This is a genomic window from Ralstonia sp. RRA (assembly GCF_037023145.1).
GTDB lineage: Bacteria > Pseudomonadota > Gammaproteobacteria > Burkholderiales > Burkholderiaceae > Ralstonia.
Genome location: NZ_CP146091.1, coordinates 2481945 through 2501346, shown reverse-complemented (window position 1 = coordinate 2501346; position 19402 = coordinate 2481945). Strand labels below are relative to the sequence as shown.

Below are 19402 nucleotides of genomic sequence, written 5' to 3'. Positions count from 1 at the left end.
TGGGTCACCTGCCAACCCGCATCGCATCGCCATTTGCGGCGACTGAATATCGCATCATGCATTTTCTAGAGGGATGTCGCGCTCCGTGCATGAACGAGCTGCCGCAATCCCGCTATACAGAGATTTAAGTAACGCTCATTTGCCCGTCGGAAACGGCGCCTCTAGACTCCCGGACAAGTTTGACTCCAACCCCTGGTACTGCGATGTTGAACAAGACCGTTGCTGTTCCCGTGCTTTCTCTCATGGCCATGACCGCCTTTACCGTGTGGGCGTTGCTCGCCGGCCCGGCCGATGCCGCACATGCTGGCGAACGTGGTGTTGCACCGACTGGCGCCTTGCCGACTACGGGTGCTGCCTGCCCGTCGCAGTGCCCGGTGCCCGCACAGAAGCTGGCCGCACGCTAAGCTGTTTCGCGTCCGCTGTTGTTGCGGACGCCGTTTCTCCCGCCTTCGCGGTCCTTCCCCTGGTTGTTCTACTCCGGACGCTGCCTGAACGGCGAGCGGTCCGTCAGTTCGTCCAGATACGCTTCCATGCCGGCCGTCTCCCGGTCGAGGAACCGGCCTACAGCATCGGCAAAGGCCGGATGCGCAAGCCAATGCGCTGACAGCGTCGCCACCGGTTCAAAGCCGCGTGCCATCTTGTGCTCACCCTGAGCACCACCCTCGAACGTGCGGATGCCGTGCTCGATGCAGTACGCCAGCGGTTGGTAGTACGCCGTCTCAAAGTGCAGGCAGGGGTGATGCTCGATCGCGCCCCAGTAGCGGCCGTACATGACCGACGCTTCCGGTCGCGCATCGACCACCAGCAGCGCGCTGGCGATGTCGTTGCCCGCGCGCGAGGCGATCACCAGCAGCAGGTTCTCCGGCATTGACTGGCCGATCTGGCGGAAGAACTCGAGGTTCAGGTAGGGCGAGGAGTGATGCTCGCGGTAGGTGGTGCGGTAGCAGCGGTGGAAGAAGCGCCAGTCGGCATCGGTGGCTGCCGCGCCGGGGATGTGGCGGAAGGTGATGCCGGCGTCGTGCACACGGCGGCGTTCGGCGCGGATGTTCTTGCGCTTCTTCTGCTCCAAGGCGGCAAGAAAATCGTCGAAGCTGCCGAAGCCCGCATTGCACCAGTGAAACTGCACCCCGTGCCGCAGCAACATGCCGGCGGCGCGCATCTGTTCGGCCTCATCCGTGGTCGGGAACAGCACGTGCAGCGAGGACAACTCGCTTTGTCGCGCCACCGCCAGCAACGTGTCGAGTAGCGCAGCGCGCGCGTCGGCGCTGTGCGCCAGCAGCCGTGCGCCTTGCACCGGCGTAAAGGGGATGGCAGACAGCCACTTTGGGTAGTACTCCAGCCCGTGCTGTGCGTACGCATTGGCCCAGGCCCAGTCGAAGACGTACTCGCCATAGGAGTGGCCCTTCACGTACAGCGGCGCGGCGGCAGCCAGCGTTTCTCCGTGTGCGCCGTCTTCCCACAACGTCAGGTATTGCGGCGACCAGCCGGTGTCGGGCGATGCGCTGCCGCTCTCGTGCAGCGCATGCAGGAAGTCGTAGCGCAGGAAGGGCGTCGCCTCGGGCTGCTGGCCGAGCAGGGCGTCCCATGCGTCGCGGTCGATGTCGCGCAGATCGGTCACAAGCCGCATGCGATAATGCTGCGATCCGGCGCGGGTTTCGGGCTCGGGAACAAGGGGGCGGGAAGTCATGCCGCCGATTCTAATTCCAGCCCGGGGTGCTGCGCTTGCATCCCATATTGCCCCCATGACCGTCACTGTCGCTCTCGCTCAGATCAACTGCACCGTCGGCGATTTCGCCGGCAATGCTGCCCGCATCGTCGCCGCTGCGCGTGAGGCGCACCAGGCTGGTGCGCGCATTCTCCTCACGCCGGAGCTGTCGCTCACCGGCTATCCGCCCGAAGACCTGTTGCTGCGCCCCGCGTTCATCGATGCCAGCGCGCGTGCGCTCGATGCGCTCATCGCCGAGTTGGGGGCGTTCTCCGGCCTGCATGTGGTGATCGGGCATCCGCAGATCTCGCTGGAAGCCCCGGCGCCCGGCGTACTGCCCAAACCCACCAACAGCGCCACCGTGGCTGTGGATGGCCGCGTGGTTGGCCGGTACAACAAGCTCGAGCTACCCAATAACGAAGTCTTCGACGAGAAACGCTACTTCCAGCCTGGCACCGAGCCTTTCGTGTTCGAGGTCGATGGCACGCGCTTCGGCGTCATCATCTGCGAAGACGCCTGGTACCCCACGGCCACGGCCTACGCCAAGGCCGCCGGCGCGCAGGTGGTGCTGATTCCCAATGCCTCGCCGTATCACCTCGACAAGGAAGACCTGCGCGAGCAGATCATCGGTGCACGGGTGAAGGAATCGGGCTTGCCGCATGTGTACGTGAACCTGGTCGGCGGGCAGGATGAACTCGTGTTTGATGGCGGCTCGTTCGTGCTTGATGCCCAGGGCAAGGCCGTCGTGCAGATGGGCCAGTTTGTCGAGGGCGTCGGCACCGCGCAGTTCGACGGCGGCCAGGCATTGCCCGGCACGATCGTGCCGGAGGCACCGCTGGAGGCCCAGGTGTACGAGGCGCTCAAGCTTGGCGTGCGCGATTACCTCGGCAAGAACGGTTTCCCGGGCGCGATCATCGGCCTGTCGGGCGGCGTGGATTCGGCACTGGTGCTGGCGATTGCCGTCGATGCGCTGGGCGCGGATCGCGTGCGCGCAGTGATGATGCCCTCGCGCTATACGGCCGATATCTCGTGGGTGGATGCGCGCGACATGGCCGCCCGCCTGGGCGTGCAGTACGACGAGATCCCCATCGCGCCGATGTTCGACGCGTTCAGGGGTGCGCTGGCGGAGGAATTCCGCGGTCTGCCGGAAGATGCGACGGAAGAGAACATCCAGGCGCGCATCCGCGGCACGCTGTTGATGGCGCTGTCCAACAAGTCCGGCCGCATCGTGCTGACCACCGGCAACAAGAGCGAGATGGCCGTCGGCTACTGCACGCTGTACGGCGACATGGCCGGCGGTTTTGCCGTCATCAAGGACATCTTCAAGACGCTGGTCTACCGGCTGTGTCGCTACCGCAATACGTTGTCGGAGGTGATTCCGGAGCGCATCCTCACGCGTGCGCCGTCTGCCGAACTGCGCGAGAACCAGACCGACCAGGACAGCCTGCCTGAGTACGACGCGCTCGATGCCATCGTGCAGCGCTACATGGAGCAGAACCAGCGTGTGAGCGACATCATCGCCGCCGGGTTTGCCGAAGCCGATGTGCAGAAGATCGTGCGCCTCATCAAGATCAACGAGTACAAACGCCGCCAAGCGCCGGTGGGCGTGCGCGTGACACAGCGCGCGTTCGGGCGTGACTGGCGGTATCCGATTACGTCGCGGTTCAAGGAATAAGCGCCGACGCCATGCTCGACTACTACGCCAAACGCGCCCCCGAATACGAGCGGATTTATGCGAAGCCCGAGCGGCAGGGTGATTTGGCGTGGTTGAAGGCTCGCGTGCGTGACGTGACGCGCGGCGCGCGCGTGCTGGATCTGGCCTGCGGCACCGGTTTCTGGACCGAGGCGATGGCGGATGCGCGCAGCATCGTCGGCGCGGATTACAACGACACCGTGTTGCGCATCGCGCGCGGCAAGGGCATTGGTGGCGCAGCGTTCGTGCAGGCCGACAACAATGCGCTGCCGTTTGCACCGGGCACGTTCGATGTGATGACGGCAGGCTGCTGGTGGTCGCACGTGCCGTTGCAGCACCTGCGTCAGCATGTCGAAGGGCTGCACCGCGTGCTCGGGCCCGGCGTGCGGGTGCTGTGGTTTGATAACCAGTATGTGTTTGGTTCCAGCACGCCCGTTGCCTACAACGACGAGCATGGCAACACGTGGCAGCGCCGCCCCTTAAGTGACGGCAGCGAGCACGATGTCCTGAAGAACTTTCCCGACGATCCGACGCTGCTGCAAACGGTGGCCGGCATCGCCCAGGATGTGCGCATCAACCGGCTCCAGTATTATTGGACGCTTGAATACCTCACCAACTAGTTAGCGAGACACCCATGAAACAGATCACCGCCATCATCAAGCCCTTCAAACTGGACGAAGTGCGCGAGTCGCTCGCCGACGTGGGGGTGACTGGCCTGACCGTCACCGAGGTCAAGGGTTTCGGCCGCCAGAAGGGCCATACCGAGCTGTATCGCGGCGCTGAATACGTGGTCGACTTCCTGCCGAAGATCAAGATCGAGGTGGTGGTGGCCGAGAGCCAGGTCGAGAACGTGATCGACACCATCGTCAAGGCAGCCAAGACGGGCAAGATCGGCGACGGCAAGATCTTCGTGATGCCGGTGGAGCAGGTGATCCGCATCCGTACCGGCGAGAAGGACGAAGCTGCGGTCTAAGCGGCCAGTCTGGCCGGCGTGCTCGCGCCGGCCGCTACCGATCAGCGCGGCAGCGTGATGTTCCAGCGCAGCGTTACCAGCCGCCCGATCACGATTGCCAGTGTGGCGATCACGACGGACACGCTCGGCAGCAAGTCCGTGAACGTCAGCCCGACGTAAAGGAAACATCCGAGAAACGCGCAGGTCGCGTACGGGTGGTTGTCCCGCAGCAGCATGGGCACCTCATTGCAGACCACATCGCGCAGCAGGCCCCCAAAGGCCGCCGTGATCACGCCCATCATCACCGACACAAAGATCGGTACGCCCGCATCCAGCGCCAGTTGCGTGCCCAGCACGCCAAACAGGCCCATGCCGATGGCGTCTGCCACGATCAGCACGCGGTCGGACACCAGTTGGCTCACCAGCCGGATCACCCAGTTGGCGAACAGGCTCATGATGAACAGCGCGAGCAGGTAGTGCTCGTGTTCGACCCAGTAGAAGGGCCGGCGATCGAGCAGCAGATCGCGCAGCGTGCCGCCGCCAAAGGCCGTCAGGAAGGCCACGATGAATGCGCCCACGGCATCGAGCCGGCGCCGTTTCGCCTCGGCCAGCCCCGAGATGGCAAACGAGAAGACCGCGAGGATCTCCATCCAGTGCATGACCAACTGCAGGCGGGTTACGTGCATGGGCGTGTTGTTCTTGTTATGGGGGCGATGGGAAGATGAACGCGTCAGGAACCGTGCGGCTGGCGCAAGAGCACCAAGACAGCACCAGCGCCGCCAGCCGTGTTGCGCGGCTCGACAAAGGCAATCACTTCTTCCTTCTGCACCAGCCACGAACGCACCTTGCCTTTGAGCACCGGTGTCTTGTCGGGTGAGCCCAGGCCCTTGCCGTGGATCACGCGCACGCAGCGGATGCCGCGCTGCACGGCGCGACGCAGGAAGGCGGCCAGCGCTTCGCGCGCTTCTTCGCGGCGCAGGCCATGCAGGTCGATCTGGTCTTGCGTGGCCCATTCACCGCGGCGCAGTTTCTTGAGCACGTCTTCGCCGATGCCTGGGCGGCGGTAGGAGAGCGTGTCGTCGGTCTCCAGCAGGTTGTCGACGTCGAATTCGTCCGACAGCGAGGCATCCAGCACGCGCTTGTCTTCCGCACGCGAATGCACGGGATCGGGTGCAGGCGGATTGCGTGGATGCTCGACGCGCTTGTTCTGGCGCAGCGCATTCACCTCGCCGACGTTGGCGCGGAACACGTTGGCCTCTTCCACGGCCTTGCGAGCAGCGGCTTCCGCGCGTTGGCGTTCGGCCTCGCGTGCCTCGGTTTCGTGCTTGAGCTGTTCACGCAGCTTGCCCAGGTCGGTCAGGCTGAGCTTGTTGGCGGGGGTGGAGGCGCGTTTCATGGCGACAGGCGAATCAGGGTGGAGCGTGCGTCGATTATACGAAGGCGCCGCGCATGACAAAACGGCCGATGGTGTCCCATCGGCCGCGTTGTTTGAACCCGGGAAACCCGGGGGCAGGAGACTTATTCCTGGCCTTCCAGGTAGCGCTGAGCGTCCAGTGCCGCCATGCAGCCCGTGCCAGCGCTGGTGATGGCCTGGCGGTAGATGTGATCCTGCACGTCACCGGCAGCAAACACGCCTGGGATGTTGGTGGCCGTGGCGTTGCCGGCCAGGCCGCTCTGCGTGCGGATGTAGCCGCTGCTGTTCATCTCAAGCTGGCCGTGGAAGAGGTCGGTGTTCGGCTTGTGGCCGATGGCGATGAACACGCCGGCCACCTTGAGCTCTTCGGTCTTGCCCTCGTTGGCGTTCGTGCCCTTCAGGCGGGCGCCAGTCACGCCCGAGTCATCGCCCAGGATTTCGTCGAGGACCATGTTGGTCTTGATCTCGATCTTGCCCTTCTTCTCCTGCTCATGCAGGCGGTCGATCAGGATCGGCTCGGCGCGGAACTTGTCGCGGCGGTGGATGAGCGTGACCTTGCTGGCAATGTTGGCCAGATACAGCGCTTCTTCCACGGCGGTATTGCCGCCGCCCACCACGGCCACTTCCTGGCCCTTGTAGAAGAAACCGTCGCAGGTGGCGCAAGCAGACACGCCGCGGCCGGCAAACTTCTCTTCCGACGGCAGGCCCAGGTATTGGGCCGAGGCGCCGGTGGAGATGATGAGCGCGTCAGCGGTGTACTCGCCCGAGTCGCCAATCAGGCGGATCGGCTTTTCATTCAGGTGCGCGGTGTGGATGTGGTCAAACACGATTTCCGTGTTGAAGCGCTCGGCGTGCTCCAGGAAACGCTGCATCAGCTCGGGGCCTTGCAGGTGCTCCTTGTCGGCGGGCCAGTTTTCCACGTCGGTGGTGGTCATGAGCTGACCGCCCTGGGCCAGGCCGGTAACCAGCACCGGGTTCAGGTTGGCCCGGGCGGCGTAGATGGCGGCCGTGTAGCCAGCGGGGCCGGAGCCGAGGATCAGCACTTTTGCGTGTTTTGCCATGATGCGTTCCGTAGTTGCGCGGCGCGAGGGGTGAAGCGACCGCCGTGCAGGGTAGGTGAGGGTGACGGGCGACATTATAAAGTGGCACCCCCTCGTCCGCCCGGTTGTAAATTCCAATGGCAGTGATAGGGGCGCGTTACAATCCTTGGCATCGTATTTGTGCTGTCCTTAAGCCGCGCGGGCTCGCCCAAGCGGCGCACCCGTCTCCCGCATGGCCCGAGCTTCCACCACCCCGACAACCCGTACCGACCCCGCCGCGCTGCCGTCCCGCATTGGGCGCCTGCTGGGCGAGGTCCGCTGGTTCCTGTTGCTGGCGGTGACCATCGCCTTCCTGATCATCCTTCTGTCATACAACCGGGCCGACCCCGGTTTCACCCACGCCAGCCAGGTCGACGAGATCCGTAACCTGGGCGGGCGCGTGGGGGCGTGGCTGGCAGACCTGTTGTTGTTCGTTTTTGGCGCCTCCGCCTACTGGTGGGCGTTGCTGCTGGTGCGCCGCGTCTGGCGTGGCTGGCGCGAGCTGATGTCGGACGAGCGCCTGCCACGCGCCGCCATGCCGCGCGTGGACGCCAGCGTTACCTGGATCGGTTTTGCGCTCATCCTGGCCTCCAGCATGGGGCTGGAAGCCATCCGCATGTACAGCATGCATATGAAGCTGCCGCGCGCGCCGGGCGGTGTGCTGGGCGACCTGATCGGTGGGGCGATGCAGCACTCGTTGGGCTTTACCGGCGGCACGCTGGTGCTGTTGCTGATGTTTACGGTGGGGCTGTCGCTGTTCTTCCATTTTTCGTGGCTGAACCTGGCCGAGCAGATCGGCGCGGGTGTCGAGATGCTGTTCGTCGGCTTCAAGGCGCGCCGCGAGAGCAAGCAGGACCGTGCCATTGGCGAGGCCGCCAAGGTCGAGCGCGAAGAGGTGGTCGAAACCCGCCGCGTGCGCATTGAAGAAGCGCCGCCGGTGCAGATCGTGCGCCCGACCGCCGTGGTCAAGAGCGAGCGCGTGGAGCGCGAGAAGCAGCAGCCGCTGTTTGTCGATATTGAGGATTCCGACCTCCCGCCGCTGGCGCTGCTCGATCCGATCCCGCCGGTGGTGGAAACCGTGAGCGCCGAGACGCTGGAATTCACCTCGCGCCTGATCGAGAAAAAGCTCAAGGACTTTGGCGTGGAAGTGCAGGTGGTGGCGGCCTACCCGGGCCCGGTCATCACGCGCTACGAGATTGAGCCCGCCACGGGCGTGAAGGGCAGCCAGATCGTCAACCTCGCCAAGGACTTAGCGCGTTCGCTGTCGCTGGTGTCCATCCGCGTGGTGGAGACGATTCCGGGCAAGAATTTCATGGGCCTGGAGCTGCCGAATCCGAAGCGTCAGGCGGTGCGCCTGTCGGAGATTCTCGGCTCGCAGGTCTACAACGAGAGCGCTTCGCAGCTCACGATGGCGCTCGGCAAGGACATCGCCGGCAAGCCGGTGGTGGCCGATCTGGCCAAGATGCCGCACTGCATGGTGGCCGGTACCACGGGTTCGGGTAAGTCGGTCGGGATCAACGCGATGATCCTGTCGCTGCTCTACAAGGCCAAGGCCGATGCGGTGCGCCTGATCCTGATCGACCCGAAGATGCTGGAACTGAGCATCTACGAAGGCATTCCGCATCTCTTGTGCCCGGTGGTGACCGACATGCGCCAGGCCGGCCACGCGCTGAACTGGGCCGTGGGCGAAATGGAACGCCGCTACAAGCTCATGAGCAAGATGGGCGTGCGCAACCTGGCAGGCTTCAACAAGAAGATCGAAGAAGCCGCCGCGCGCGAAGAAAAGATTCCCAACCCATTCAGCCTCACGCCCGATGCGCCGGAGCCGCTCGACAAGCTGCCCATGATCGTCATCGTGATCGACGAGCTGGCCGACCTGATGATGGTGGTCGGCAAGAAGGTCGAAGAGCTGATCGCGCGGATTGCGCAGAAGGCGCGTGCAGCGGGCATTCACCTGGTGCTGGCGACGCAGCGTCCGTCGGTGGATGTGATTACGGGCCTGATCAAGGCCAACGTGCCGACGCGGATTGCGTTCCAGGTCAGCAGCAAGATCGACTCGCGCACGATTCTCGACCAACAGGGCGCCGAAGCGCTGCTGGGCATGGGTGACATGCTCTACCTGGCGCCTGGCACGGGTTTGCCGGTGCGTGTGCATGGTGCGTTTGTTTCGGACGACGAAGTGCACCGCGTGGTGGATAACCTCAAATCGCAGGGCGAGCCGAACTACATCGAGGGCATCCTCGAAGGCGGTGTGGTCGATGGCGAGGGTGGCGGCGACGGCTTTGGCGGTGGTGCAGGCCTCGTTGGCGCTGGCGGCGGCGAGGCCGATCCGCTGTACGACCAGGCCGTCGACGTGGTGCTCAAGAACCGCCGCGCGTCCATCTCGCTGGTGCAGCGTCACCTGCGCATCGGCTACAACCGCGCCGCGCGCCTGCTCGAAGACATGGAAAAGGCGGGGCTCGTGTCCGCCATGTCCGGCAACGGCAACCGCGAAATTCTGGCGCCCAACCGCAACGGCAACGTCGTCGAAGAAGAATGACGTTGTCCGCATGTTGCGGTTACATCGCGTTACCGCGTCGGTGGAATGTTCCGGCGCGGCCGGCCACTAACAACAAGATCAACTGAAATCCGGGATTCCTATGTTTGTGTTGAAAGCACGTCACCTGATGGCCGCTGGGCTGGTATCGCTGACGGCGTGGTCGGCCGGTGCCTATGCGGGCGCGGTCGAGCAGCTCAACGCCTTCGTGAGCAACGTCACCACCGCGCGCGGCGAATTCGTGCAGCGCCAGGTCAAGGGCGGCACCAATGGCAACCCGCTCCGCCTGGCGGGCACCTCCAGCGGTGATTTCTCCTTCTCGCGCCCGGGCCGATTTGTCTGGCGCTATGTGAAGCCGTATGAACAGCAACTGTCCGCCGATGGTCAGACGCTCTACATCTACGACAAGGACCTGAGCCAGGTGACCGAACGCAAGCTTGATGCGTCGCTCGGCTCCAGTCCGGCCGCCATCCTGTTCGGCAGCAACGACCTTGCCAAGAACTTCACGCTCAAGGAAGGCGGGACGAAGGACGGCATCGACTGGGTTGAGCTCACGCCCAAAGCCAAGGACACCCAGTTCGAGCGCATCGCCATCGGTTTCCGCAGTGGTGAGCTGCAGGGGATGGAGCTGCGTGACGCTTTCGGGAACACCACGCTGCTGACGTTCTCGAACATTCAGAAGAATCCACAACTGCCGGCCAACGCGTTCCGCTTCGTGCCGCCCAAGGGGGCTGACGTTATCAAGCAGTAACGTGTAGGGGCCGGTTTTCGATAGGGAGACCGACCATGCCTTTGCCGTTCACCACATCGCTGCAGCGTGCGGCCATCGTTGCAGCCGCGGCGGCGGTGTTTGCGGGATGCGCCTCGACGGGCGCGTCTCGTTTCGATGTCGATTCGTTCTTGACCGCGCCGGATACCGTGCTGTCCGAAGTGCTGGTGAACAAGGATTTCCTGCGTGCCACGAAGTTGCCGGATGCGGAGTGCGCCGCGTTGGTCAAGGGGCATGCCGCGCAGGTTGTCGCATTGCCCAACCCCGAAGACCCGCGTATTCCCGAGGCCGCATCGCGCAAGCCGTTTGTGATCGAGCCGCCGGGCAGCGAGAGCGTGTGGCTGCTCCTGCGCGGGACGGTAGGCGTGCAGTCGTGCCATGGCCCACTGCCGGCCAAGGAGTTCATGGGGTTGGTGCAGCGCGCGTCGAACTAAGCGCGTAGCCAACCGCTCACGCGTGTGCGGCCTTCATGTCGGCAATGAAGGCGGCCAGCAGATCGTTGCGTCGAGCGTCTCGGCGTACCACCATGTCGAACGGCACGTCGTAGCGCATCGCCTCCGGTGCAAGCGGGGCCAGCAGGCCCTGCGCCACATAGGGCGCCGCAAAGTGCTCGGGCAGATAGCCGAGATGCCTGCCCGAGAGCACCAGCATCGCCACCGCTTCCATGTTGTCCGCCACCGCTGTCACCAGTCGCTCGGCCGGTGAGCCCGCCGCCTCCGGCAGTGGGTAGCTGCGCCACGCCCAGGCGTGGGTCAGAGCCTCTTCCGATGACGCGGCTCCGGTCTTGCCAAACAGAGGGTGCCCGCGCCCCGCATACGCAAGCTGGGTCTCGTGAAAGACCGTGGTGTACTCCAGCGCCGGCACCCGATGCCAGAAATAGCCGATGGCCATGTGGATCTTGCCGTCGAGCAACAACCCCTCCAGCTCGCCCGGCGGCCGCACCGACACCGTGAAATGCACCGACTCATCCCGCTGGCGAAAGCGCTCGATGGCCTGGCTGATGCGCGCATTGGCATTGACGGGCGCATGGCCGATCAACCCCAGGTTGAGCGTGCCGACCAGCGTGCGCCCCACCTTGCGCGCCTCGGCGCTGAACGCGTCCAGCGCTGTCAGCAGCTTGCGGGCTGAATCCACGAACTGCTCGCCACGTGCGGTCAGCCGGAAGCCACTACGCCCACGCTCGCACAGCCGGTAGCCCAGGCGGGTTTCCAGCGTTGAGAGCTGCGTGCTGATGGTCGATTGGCCGACATTGAGCGTTGCCTGGGCAGGCGTTACGCCGCCGGCATCCACCACGGCAAGGAAGACGCGGATCAGCCGCAAATCCAGATCGGAAGGTTGTCCAAGCACGGCGGTCTATACATCGATAAAAATCGATGTTTGGTTTGTGGATTTCGCATTCTACGTGGGAAAACCATCAGCAAGAATGCATGCTATCTCCACTGTTCGCATCGCTGTAACGCGATGTGACGAATCGACTGCCATGAACGACCGCGCCGAATTCCTCCAGCCGACATCCGGCAACGCCATGCCGCGCTTTGGCGGTATTGCCACCATGATGCGGCTGCCCGCTGCCGAATCGACCACCGGGCTGGATGCCTGCTTCGTGGGGGTGCCGTTCGACCTGGGCACCTCCAACCGCAATGGCGCGCGCATGGGTCCGCGCCAAATCCGCGCGGAATCCGTACTGCTGCGTCCGTACAACATGGCGACGCGCGCCGCGCCATTCGATTCACTGCGCGTTGCCGACATGGGTGACGTGGCGACCAACCCGTACAACCTGCACGACTCCATCGATCGAATCGAGGCGGCTTACCGCGACATCATCGCGGGCGGCTGCCGGCCCATCGGCCTGGGTGGCGACCACACTGTCACCTTGCCCATCCTGCGCGCCATGCATGCCAAGTACGGCCGCATCGGCCTGATCCACATCGACGCGCATGCCGACGTCAACGACACCATGTTCGGCGAGAAGATCGCGCACGGCACGCCGTTTCGCCGCGCCGTGGAAGAAGGGCTGCTGGACTGCAACCGCGTCGTGCAGATCGGCCTGCGCGGCACGGGCTATGAGGCGGAAGATTTTGACTGGTGCCGGCAGCAGGGATTCCGCGTGGTGACGGCCGAAGAGTGCTGGCACCACTCCCTTGTGCCGCTCATGGAAGAAGTGCGCGAGCGCGTGCAGGGCGGCCCCGTCTACATCAGCTTCGACATCGACGGCATCGACCCCGCCTATGCGCCAGGTACCGGCACGCCCGAGATCGGTGGGCTGACCGTGCCGCAGGCGCTGGAGATCGTGCGTGGTGCGCGCGGGCTCGATATCGTGGGCGCGGATCTCGTTGAAGTCTCTCCGCCGTATGACCCGTTTGGCACGACCGCACTGCTGGGCGCCAACCTCGCGTTCGAGTTGCTGTGTGTGCTGCCGGGCGTCGAATATCGCGCCTGACGCATCGCCCAGATCGCGCCCACAACAACAACGAGGAGACACGATGACCACCCCCCAACCCATTGCCCAGCCGCGCCGTGCCGCGATGGCATCCTTCATCGGCACCACCATCGAGTGGTACGACTTCTACAGTTACGCCACCGCCGCGGCGCTCGTCTTCGGGCCGCTGTTCTTTCCTGGCGAGAATCGCTTGCTGGGCCTGCTGGCTTCGTTCGGTTCGTTTGCCATCGGTTTTCTCGCAAGGCCAATTGGCGGCATGCTGTTTGGCCGCATCGGTGATCGCCTTGGCCGCAAGCGCGCGCTCATGGGCACACTCACCTTGATGGCGATTGCGACGGTGCTGATCGGCTGCCTGCCGACGTATGCGCAGGCCGGCTGGATCGCGCCGGTGGCGTTGGTGGTGCTGCGCGTGCTGCAGGGCATTGCCGTTGGCGGGGAGTGGGGCGGGGCGGTGTTGCTGGCAGGCGAGCACGCGCCCAAGGGTCGCCGCACGTTCTTCGCGTCGTTCGCGCAACTGGGTAGCGCGGGTGGGCTGATTCTGTCGATGCTGGCGTTCTCCGCCGTTAGCCGCCTGGAACCCGATGCCTTCATGGCGTGGGGCTGGCGCTTGCCGTTCCTGGCCAGTGCTGTGCTGCTGGCGGTGGGCTTTGTGATCCGCATGTCGGTCAACGAATCGCCGGAGTTTGAGGCGATGCAGGCGACGGGTGATGTCGCCAAGCAGCCGTTGGCCGAAGCGCTCAAAGTGTGGCCGCTGATCGTGCTGGCCATTGGTGCCAACGTCTATGGCATCGCAGGCGTGTACTTCAGCAACATCTTCATGATCTCGTACGCCACGCAATACCTGCAGCTGGATCGCGCGATGGTTCTCGACTGCATGTTCTGGGTGGCGGTGCTGCAGTTCTTCGTGCAGCTGGGTGCGGCGTACTTGGCAGACCGCTTCGGTACGCGCCGCATGCTGACGATCCTGGCGGCCTTTGCCATTGCTGTGCCGTTCATCATGCTGCCGCTGGTGCGCATGGGGCAGCCGGGTACCGTGTTTGCGGGCGTTGCCATCGCCACGCTGGCTGAATCGGGCTACTACGCGATCATCGCGGGCTTTGTCACCGGAATGTTTGCGGCGCGCATCCGCTACACGGCGATCTCGCTGTCGTATCAGGTGTGCGGCGCATTTGCCGGCGGCCTGACGCCGCTGCTGGCGACGGTGCTGGCGGACCAGTTCTTCCCGCAGTGGTGGCCGATGGCGGTTTTTTATGCAGGGTTTGCGGCGCTGTCACTGGTGTGCGTTGTCTGGATCGGTCGGCGTCAGCAGGCGGTCACTGAGCCGCCCCTGGGCGTCCGTGCTGCCTGATTCAACGGGGTGGGTCCGGCGCCAGAGCGGTTTCTGCGACAATCCCCGCATGAACGCTTCTGCTTCTCTCTTCCCGGACGCGCCCGCCCACATGCCGCTGGCCGAGCGCCTCCGCCCGCATTCCGCCGATGAAGTGATCGGCCAGCAGCACCTGCTGGGACCGGGCAAGCCCCTGCGCGTGGCGTTTGCCTCCGGTGAGCCACACTCAATGATCCTCTGGGGCCCGCCAGGCGTAGGCAAGACCACGCTGGCGCGGCTGATGGCGAATGCGTTTGACGCCGAGTTCATCGCGCTGTCGGCTGTGCTGTCGGGCGTGAAGGACATCCGCGAGGCGGTGGAACGCGCTGAGCAGTTCCGCGCCAACGGCCGCCGTACGCTGGTGTTTGTCGATGAAGTCCACCGCTTCAACAAGAGCCAGCAGGATGCCTTCCTGCCGCATGTGGAAAGCGGCCTGTTCACCTTCATCGGCGCAACCACCGAGAACCCGTCGTTCGAGGTGAACGGTGCGTTGCTTTCGCGTGCCGCCGTCTATGTGCTCAAGAGCCTGTCGGACGACGAGCTGAAGCAGTTGGCCGAACGCGCACGCCAAGAGCTGGGCGGCCTGGAATGGACGCCTGCCGCGCTCGATGCCATCGTCGCCTCTGCCGATGGCGACGGCCGCAAGCTGCTCAACAACATCGAGATCGTGACGCGCGCGGCGCGTGCACAGGCCGAAGGCGATAGCGCCCCAGTGATCGACGAGGCGCTGCTGGCGTCTGCGCTGTCGGAAAACCTGCGCCGCTTCGATAAGGGTGGCGATGCCTTCTACGACCAGATCAGCGCGCTGCATAAGTCCGTGCGCGGCTCCGATCCGGACGGGGCGCTGTACTGGTTCTGTCGCATGCTCGATGGTGGTGCCGACCCGCGCTACCTTGCCCGCCGCATCGTGCGCATGGCCTGGGAAGACATCGGCTTGGCCGATCCGCGAGCAGGGCGTATCACCTTGGATGCTGCCGAAACGTACGAGCGCCTCGGCTCACCGGAAGGGGAATTGGCGCTGGCCCAGGCGGTGATCTACCTGGCTATCGCCCCCAAGTCCAACGCCGGCTACAACGCTTACAACGCTGCGCGCGCGTTCGTCAGCCAGGACAAGTCGCGCACCGTGCCCGTGCACTTGCGCAACGCGCCGACCAAGCTGATGAAAGAACTCGGCTACGGCCACGCCTACCGCTACGCCCACGACGAGCCCGAAGCCTACGCAGCAGGCGAAACCTACTTCCCCGACGACTTGCCCGCGCAGAACTGGTACGTGCCGACGCCGCGCGGTCTGGAAGGCAAGATCGGCGACAAGCTGCGCCACCTGCGCGAGCTCGATGCGCAGTGGCACGCCGAGCAGGGCAAGCCATCTCGCGGCAAATAACCACGACGGGCCGGTGCGATAAAATCGGCCTTTTCGATCATTCCGATCGTTCGCAATCCTCGGTTTTCTTCCCACCATGCTTGATATCCAACTGCTGCGCAAAGACATCGACGCCGTCGCTGCGCGCCTCAAAGACCGCGGCTACGTGCTCGACGTGGCCGGCTTTGCTGCGCTCGAAGCCGAGCGCAAGGCCATCCAGACCCGCACCGAAGAGCTGCAGGCACGTCGCAATAGCCTGTCCAAGCAGATCGGCATGCTCAAGGGCAAGGGTGAAGATGCATCGGCTGTGATGGCCGAGGTGTCGGGTATCGGTGACGAGTTGAAGGCATCCGCCGCGCAGCTCGACGTGGTGCAGGCCAAGGTGCAGGACCTGATGCTGTCGATCCCGAACCTGCCGCATGAAAGCGTGCCGGCCGGCCGCGACGAAACGCAGAACGTGGAAGTGCGCCGTGAAGGCACGCCGCGCACCTTCGACTTCCCGGTCAAGGATCACGTGGACCTCGGTGCCGCGCTGGGCCTGGATTTCGATGCCGGCGCCAAGCTGTCGGGCGCGCGCTTCACTGTCCTCAAGGGCCAGGTGGCGCGCCTGCATCGCGCGCTCGCGCAGTTCATGCTCGACACGCACACGCTGGAACACGGCTATACCGAAGCGTACGTGCCGTACATCGTCAACGCCGCGTCGATGCGTGGCACGGGCCAGTTGCCGAAGTTCGAGGAAGACCTGTTCCGCGTGCCGCGCAAGATGGGTCACGGTGCCGAGGGCGAAGACGGCGAGCGCGTCGAAAACTTCTACCTGATCCCGACCGCCGAGGTGCCGCTCACGAACCTCGTGCGCGACGAGATCATCGCCGCCGACGCGCTGCCGATGATGTTCGCGGCGCATTCGCCGTGCTTCCGTTCCGAGGCGGGCTCGTACGGCAAGGACACGCGCGGCATGATCCGCCAGCACCAGTTCGACAAGGTCGAGATGGTGCAGATCGTGCAGCCCGAAACGTCGTTCGCCGCGCTGGACGCCATGACCAACTGCGCGGAAAACATCCTGCGCAAGCTGGAGCTGCCGTTCCGCACCGTTGTGCTGTGCACTGGCGACATGGGTTTCGGCAGCACCAAGACCTACGACATCGAGGTGTGGATTCCGGCGCAGAACACGTACCGCGAAATCAGCTCGTGCTCGAACATGGGCGACTTCCAGGCGCGCCGCATGCAGGCCCGCTTCCGCAATGCGCAGGGCAAGCCGGAGCTGGTGCACACGCTTAACGGCTCGGGCCTCGCCGCGGGCCGCACGCTGGTGGCCGTGCTGGAGAACTACCAGAACGCGGATGGCTCGGTGACGGTGCCGACCGCGCTGCGCCCGTACCTGGGCGGTCAGGAAGTGCTGAAACCGGCAGTTTGATGGAGTTTTCCGACCCTCTTGATCTCGGCGGAAAAAGTCTGTTATAGTCGCGGTTTCGCGATTCAGCGACCCAGTTACCGGAGAGGTGGCAGAGTGGTCGAATGTACCTGACTCGAAATCAGGCGTACCGGCGACGGTACCGTGGGTTCGAATCCCACCCTCTCCGCCAGCAGTAGCAAAAGCCCCTTGGTCTCACGGCCAAGGGGCTTTTTGTTTGTCATGTGTATCCGAAGGGAGCAGGAACGCTACAGCTTCTCAGAAGCAACGTGCTTGGCCTGCGGTAACGGGTTGCTGTCGAAATGCGAGCCCGCGGCAAGCTCCGAGAGGTGATGAATCTTCGGGTCTCGGTGCGTGTCGGGCCCGTCCTGCGGATCGAGGAACGACATTGCCGTGCGCCGCCGCAGCACATGCGAGTCCCGCGATTGCCCTTGCGACTCACGCCACAGTTCAGCAGTGAACTTGAGTCCGGCACGCAGTGCGTGCGCGCTTTCCTGCTTGCCCTTGCGTTGATCGGAGACGCGCTCAATGCCTTTCTTGACGACGTCTTCCAGGAAGGTGATGCGCGCGCGGTAGTAGTCCGCATGCATCTGCGCATCCATCACGCGCTGTTCCGCTTGATACAACTCCATGCGCAACTCGTTCAGCGCACGCTCTGCCTGCTTCTCCGGAGACGGAGCATGGTTCATCGCCCAGTGTGCAATCCATCGCAACATGGTGAGGCCCTCCTGTCTTGCAAGTGTTCATCCACTTGTTTGAAGACATCGGTCGCTGCCCGCGCGCGTTGATCGGAAGCGATCGTCTGCTTGCAAAACAGACTACCAAAAAATTTCGCGACGGTTGAGGATGATTGCAAACACGCCTGTTGCGAAAAGGAGGCATGGTCCTTTTGGGGGAGAGGCGTGCGGCGGGTGTTCTGGTTTGATAGGTGTTTATCTCACGCCGAAGCCGCTGCCACGGCAGGTTCGGCGTCAACGCAACCGATTGCGCTAGGCACCAAGCCGGTTTGCGAGTTCTTCCATGTCAGCCACGTTACAGTCGAACGTCGGATCCGGCGTGACATCGACGGCAACACCCGGCCCGAACTCCAGCGGCCGCGCGATGAATGCCGTCCGGAAACCCTGTGCCCGGGCCGCCACCAGATCGTACTTGTGCGATGCGACCATCATGATTTCGTTGGGTGCCACACCTAGCGACCGGACGGCGAGGGCATAGACCTTCGGGTCGGGTTTGAACGACTGCACAAGTTCGCCCGTGAGGATGGCGTCGAAGGGCAGGGTGCCATGCCGCGCAATGCGGATCACCGAAGCCATGCTGCCGTTCGATAGCGCTGCCGTCAGATAACGCGAGCGCAACCGGCTGAGGCCGCGTTGGGTATCCGGCCAGGGGCGCAAGCGGCTCCAGGTTGCGTTGAGCGCATCGCGGTCTTCCGCGCTGACCTGCTGAGCCCACGAGTAGTCGGTCAGCAACGTATCCAGTGCTTCGCGATAGATCGTGTCGGTGGAGATCCAGGTGCGCTGTCCGGCAAGGAAGGCGTCCATGCCGGCGCGGTAGCCGGCACGCCAGCGCGTGATGACTTCCGGCCAATCGGCGACGAATCCACGCTGCGCCGCCAATGCTTCACCGGCTTCGATGAGCGGCGTGGTGAAGTCGACCAGCGTGCCCTGCACATCAAAGCACAGCGCTTTCAACGAAGATGGGTCGAAGGTCATGCGTGGCTCCCTGGAAACACGCGCGGCAGGGTTAACGGAACCGGTACGTGAGTGATGCCATGGCGGTGGTCTGCTGGCGGCGTTGCGTGATCGGGCTGTCGGCGGCATCTCCGCGCAGGCGGGCCACGGTGACGGAGCCGTTGGCGGTCCAGCGGTCATCAAGCTTGCACGTGACGATGGCGTTGAAGTGGATGTCGCGCACACCGGCGCGCGTGGCGAACACCGGCAGACCCGACGCCGCGCTTTGGCCGCCATCCACGCCGAAGAAGGTGCGCATGTATTGGCCGTTGGTCCACGACACGCCGGAGCCAAGGCTGAAGAGCCAGCGGCCGAGCGGGGCGCTGGCGTACACGTCGGCATTGGCGATCAGGCCCTGACGGTTGCCCAGGATGTCTTGCTCGGCGTCGGTGGACAGCGTCAGGAACGACACCGTGTATTGCGCGAACGCCTTGGCGCGCACCGTGGCGTTGACATTGCCGAGACCATTCAGGCGCGCGTCGTCATGTGCGTGGCGCCAGGTCGGATCGAACTGGAAGTTGCCGCCCACCTGCCATGTGTCGTCGTTGGCGAGGTAGGCGCCCAGGAAGTCCATGCCCTTCGAGAAATACCGGTGCTTGTACTCGATCTCCTGATCGATCCACGGAAACACAAAGCTCGACTTCGCGCCCGGATACTTCGGTGCCACATAAATGGACGGGCCGACGGCGATGCTCCAGTCGCCGGGTTCCGCGCTAGCGACGGGTGTGGTCTGGGCCGTGGCAATGGAGCCGGTCAGGGCCAGCAGGCAGGCAAGCGCGAAGCAGGGCAGAGCACGCGAAGAGAGCATGGAGTCGAGCAGGTAAGCATCAAGGAAAATGCGGTGGGCACGCCATTCTAGTGGAATCATCCGTACGGTCGATGACACTGCAAACGTTGGCTCAACCGGGTGGAGGAAGGCCCGTTACATTTGTCACCAGGGCGACATA

The 19402-nt window shown here is 64.2% G+C and carries 19 protein-coding genes and 1 tRNA gene; 12 read left to right on the top strand and 8 right to left on the bottom strand.

The genetic code is table 11. The features are described 5' to 3' along the window. The first annotated feature begins 203 nt into the window (after positions 1 to 203). The gene (locus V6657_RS12125; RefSeq protein WP_048934634.1) at positions 204 to 404 is read left to right on the top strand and encodes a hypothetical protein; all 201 of its coding nucleotides are present in this window, start codon (positions 204 to 206) and stop codon (positions 402 to 404) included. 68 nt (positions 405 to 472) lie between these two features. Here V6657_RS12125 and V6657_RS12120 read toward each other — a convergent pair whose 3' ends face one another. Continuing rightward, entirely contained in the window at positions 473 to 1687 is a 1215-nt protein-coding gene (locus tag V6657_RS12120) for a GNAT family N-acetyltransferase (protein ID WP_048934635.1), read from the bottom strand. A gap of 55 nt (positions 1688 to 1742) precedes the next feature. On the opposite strand from V6657_RS12120, the gene V6657_RS12115 reads away from it, so the two are divergent. The 3 genes from V6657_RS12115 to V6657_RS12105 are packed head-to-tail and all read left to right on the top strand — an operon-like array spanning position 1743 to position 4371. Beyond that, on the top strand, positions 1743 to 3380 hold the full coding sequence (locus tag V6657_RS12115; protein ID WP_048934636.1) for an NAD+ synthase: 1638 nt from the start codon (positions 1743 to 1745) through the stop codon (positions 3378 to 3380). A gap of 11 nt (positions 3381 to 3391) precedes the next feature. Then, positions 3392 to 4018 carry a class I SAM-dependent methyltransferase gene (locus V6657_RS12110; protein ID WP_048934637.1) on the top strand — a complete coding sequence of 209 codons (627 nt, stop codon included), beginning with the start codon at positions 3392 to 3394 and terminating at the stop codon, positions 4016 to 4018. 14 nt (positions 4019 to 4032) lie between these two features. After that, entirely contained in the window at positions 4033 to 4371 is a 339-nt protein-coding gene (locus V6657_RS12105) for a P-II family nitrogen regulator (protein ID WP_004631293.1), read from the top strand. Positions 4372 to 4412: 41 nt separating this feature from the next. Here V6657_RS12105 and V6657_RS12100 read toward each other — a convergent pair whose 3' ends face one another. The 3 genes from V6657_RS12100 to trxB all read right to left on the bottom strand — a co-directional run bounded on the left by V6657_RS12100 (position 4413) and on the right by trxB (position 6825). Beyond that, positions 4413 to 5036, bottom strand: coding sequence for a trimeric intracellular cation channel family protein (locus V6657_RS12100; protein ID WP_031329582.1), 624 nt, complete (start codon positions 5034 to 5036; stop codon positions 4413 to 4415). Positions 5037 to 5080: 44 nt separating this feature from the next. Then, positions 5081 to 5746 (bottom strand): Smr/MutS family protein, encoded by a 666-nt coding sequence (locus V6657_RS12095; protein ID WP_048934638.1) that lies wholly within the window; start codon positions 5744 to 5746, stop codon positions 5081 to 5083. Positions 5747 to 5868: 122 nt separating this feature from the next. Beyond that, a complete protein-coding gene (gene trxB, locus V6657_RS12090) occupies positions 5869 to 6825 on the bottom strand; it encodes a thioredoxin-disulfide reductase (protein ID WP_048934639.1) in 957 nt (318 codons plus the stop codon). A gap of 211 nt (positions 6826 to 7036) precedes the next feature. On the opposite strand from trxB, the gene V6657_RS12085 reads away from it, so the two are divergent. From V6657_RS12085 to V6657_RS12075, 3 genes are all read left to right on the top strand, one after another. Then, on the top strand, positions 7037 to 9382 hold the full coding sequence (locus V6657_RS12085) for a DNA translocase FtsK (protein WP_048934640.1): 2346 nt from the start codon (positions 7037 to 7039) through the stop codon (positions 9380 to 9382). A gap of 100 nt (positions 9383 to 9482) precedes the next feature. Then, the gene (gene lolA, locus V6657_RS12080; RefSeq protein WP_048934641.1) at positions 9483 to 10130 is read left to right on the top strand and encodes an outer membrane lipoprotein chaperone LolA; all 648 of its coding nucleotides are present in this window, start codon (positions 9483 to 9485) and stop codon (positions 10128 to 10130) included. A gap of 35 nt (positions 10131 to 10165) precedes the next feature. Continuing rightward, positions 10166 to 10582 carry a hypothetical protein gene (locus V6657_RS12075; RefSeq protein WP_048934642.1) on the top strand — a complete coding sequence of 139 codons (417 nt, stop codon included), beginning with the start codon at positions 10166 to 10168 and terminating at the stop codon, positions 10580 to 10582. 16 nt (positions 10583 to 10598) lie between these two features. Here V6657_RS12075 and V6657_RS12070 read toward each other — a convergent pair whose 3' ends face one another. Then, positions 10599 to 11495 (bottom strand): LysR family transcriptional regulator, encoded by an 897-nt coding sequence (locus V6657_RS12070; RefSeq protein ID WP_048934643.1) that lies wholly within the window; start codon positions 11493 to 11495, stop codon positions 10599 to 10601. A gap of 133 nt (positions 11496 to 11628) precedes the next feature. Between V6657_RS12070 and speB the strand changes: the two genes are divergently transcribed. From speB to V6657_RS12045, 5 genes are all read left to right on the top strand, one after another. Beyond that, a complete protein-coding gene (speB, locus tag V6657_RS12065) occupies positions 11629 to 12588 on the top strand; it encodes an agmatinase (RefSeq protein ID WP_048934644.1) in 960 nt (319 codons plus the stop codon). 43 nt (positions 12589 to 12631) lie between these two features. Further along, on the top strand, positions 12632 to 13936 hold the full coding sequence (locus V6657_RS12060) for an MFS transporter (protein WP_048934645.1): 1305 nt from the start codon (positions 12632 to 12634) through the stop codon (positions 13934 to 13936). Between the two features lie 91 nt (positions 13937 to 14027). Continuing rightward, the gene (locus tag V6657_RS12055) at positions 14028 to 15335 is read left to right on the top strand and encodes a replication-associated recombination protein A (RefSeq protein ID WP_048934646.1); all 1308 of its coding nucleotides are present in this window, start codon (positions 14028 to 14030) and stop codon (positions 15333 to 15335) included. Positions 15336 to 15411: 76 nt separating this feature from the next. After that, entirely contained in the window at positions 15412 to 16728 is a 1317-nt protein-coding gene (serS, locus tag V6657_RS12050; protein WP_048934647.1) for a serine--tRNA ligase, read from the top strand. 79 nt (positions 16729 to 16807) lie between these two features. After that, a tRNA-Ser gene (locus V6657_RS12045) sits at positions 16808 to 16897 on the top strand. A gap of 76 nt (positions 16898 to 16973) precedes the next feature. Here V6657_RS12045 and V6657_RS12040 read toward each other — a convergent pair. The 3 genes from V6657_RS12040 to V6657_RS12030 form a co-directional block, all read right to left on the bottom strand. Beyond that, positions 16974 to 17441 carry a hypothetical protein gene (locus tag V6657_RS12040; protein WP_048934648.1) on the bottom strand — a complete coding sequence of 156 codons (468 nt, stop codon included), beginning with the start codon at positions 17439 to 17441 and terminating at the stop codon, positions 16974 to 16976. A 273-nt stretch (positions 17442 to 17714) separates the two neighbouring features. Further along, positions 17715 to 18437 carry a haloacid dehalogenase type II gene (locus V6657_RS12035; protein WP_053166398.1) on the bottom strand — a complete coding sequence of 241 codons (723 nt, stop codon included), beginning with the start codon at positions 18435 to 18437 and terminating at the stop codon, positions 17715 to 17717. A 31-nt stretch (positions 18438 to 18468) separates the two neighbouring features. Then, positions 18469 to 19263 (bottom strand): MipA/OmpV family protein, encoded by a 795-nt coding sequence (locus V6657_RS12030; protein ID WP_048934677.1) that lies wholly within the window; start codon positions 19261 to 19263, stop codon positions 18469 to 18471. Positions 19264 to 19402 lie beyond the last annotated feature (139 nt).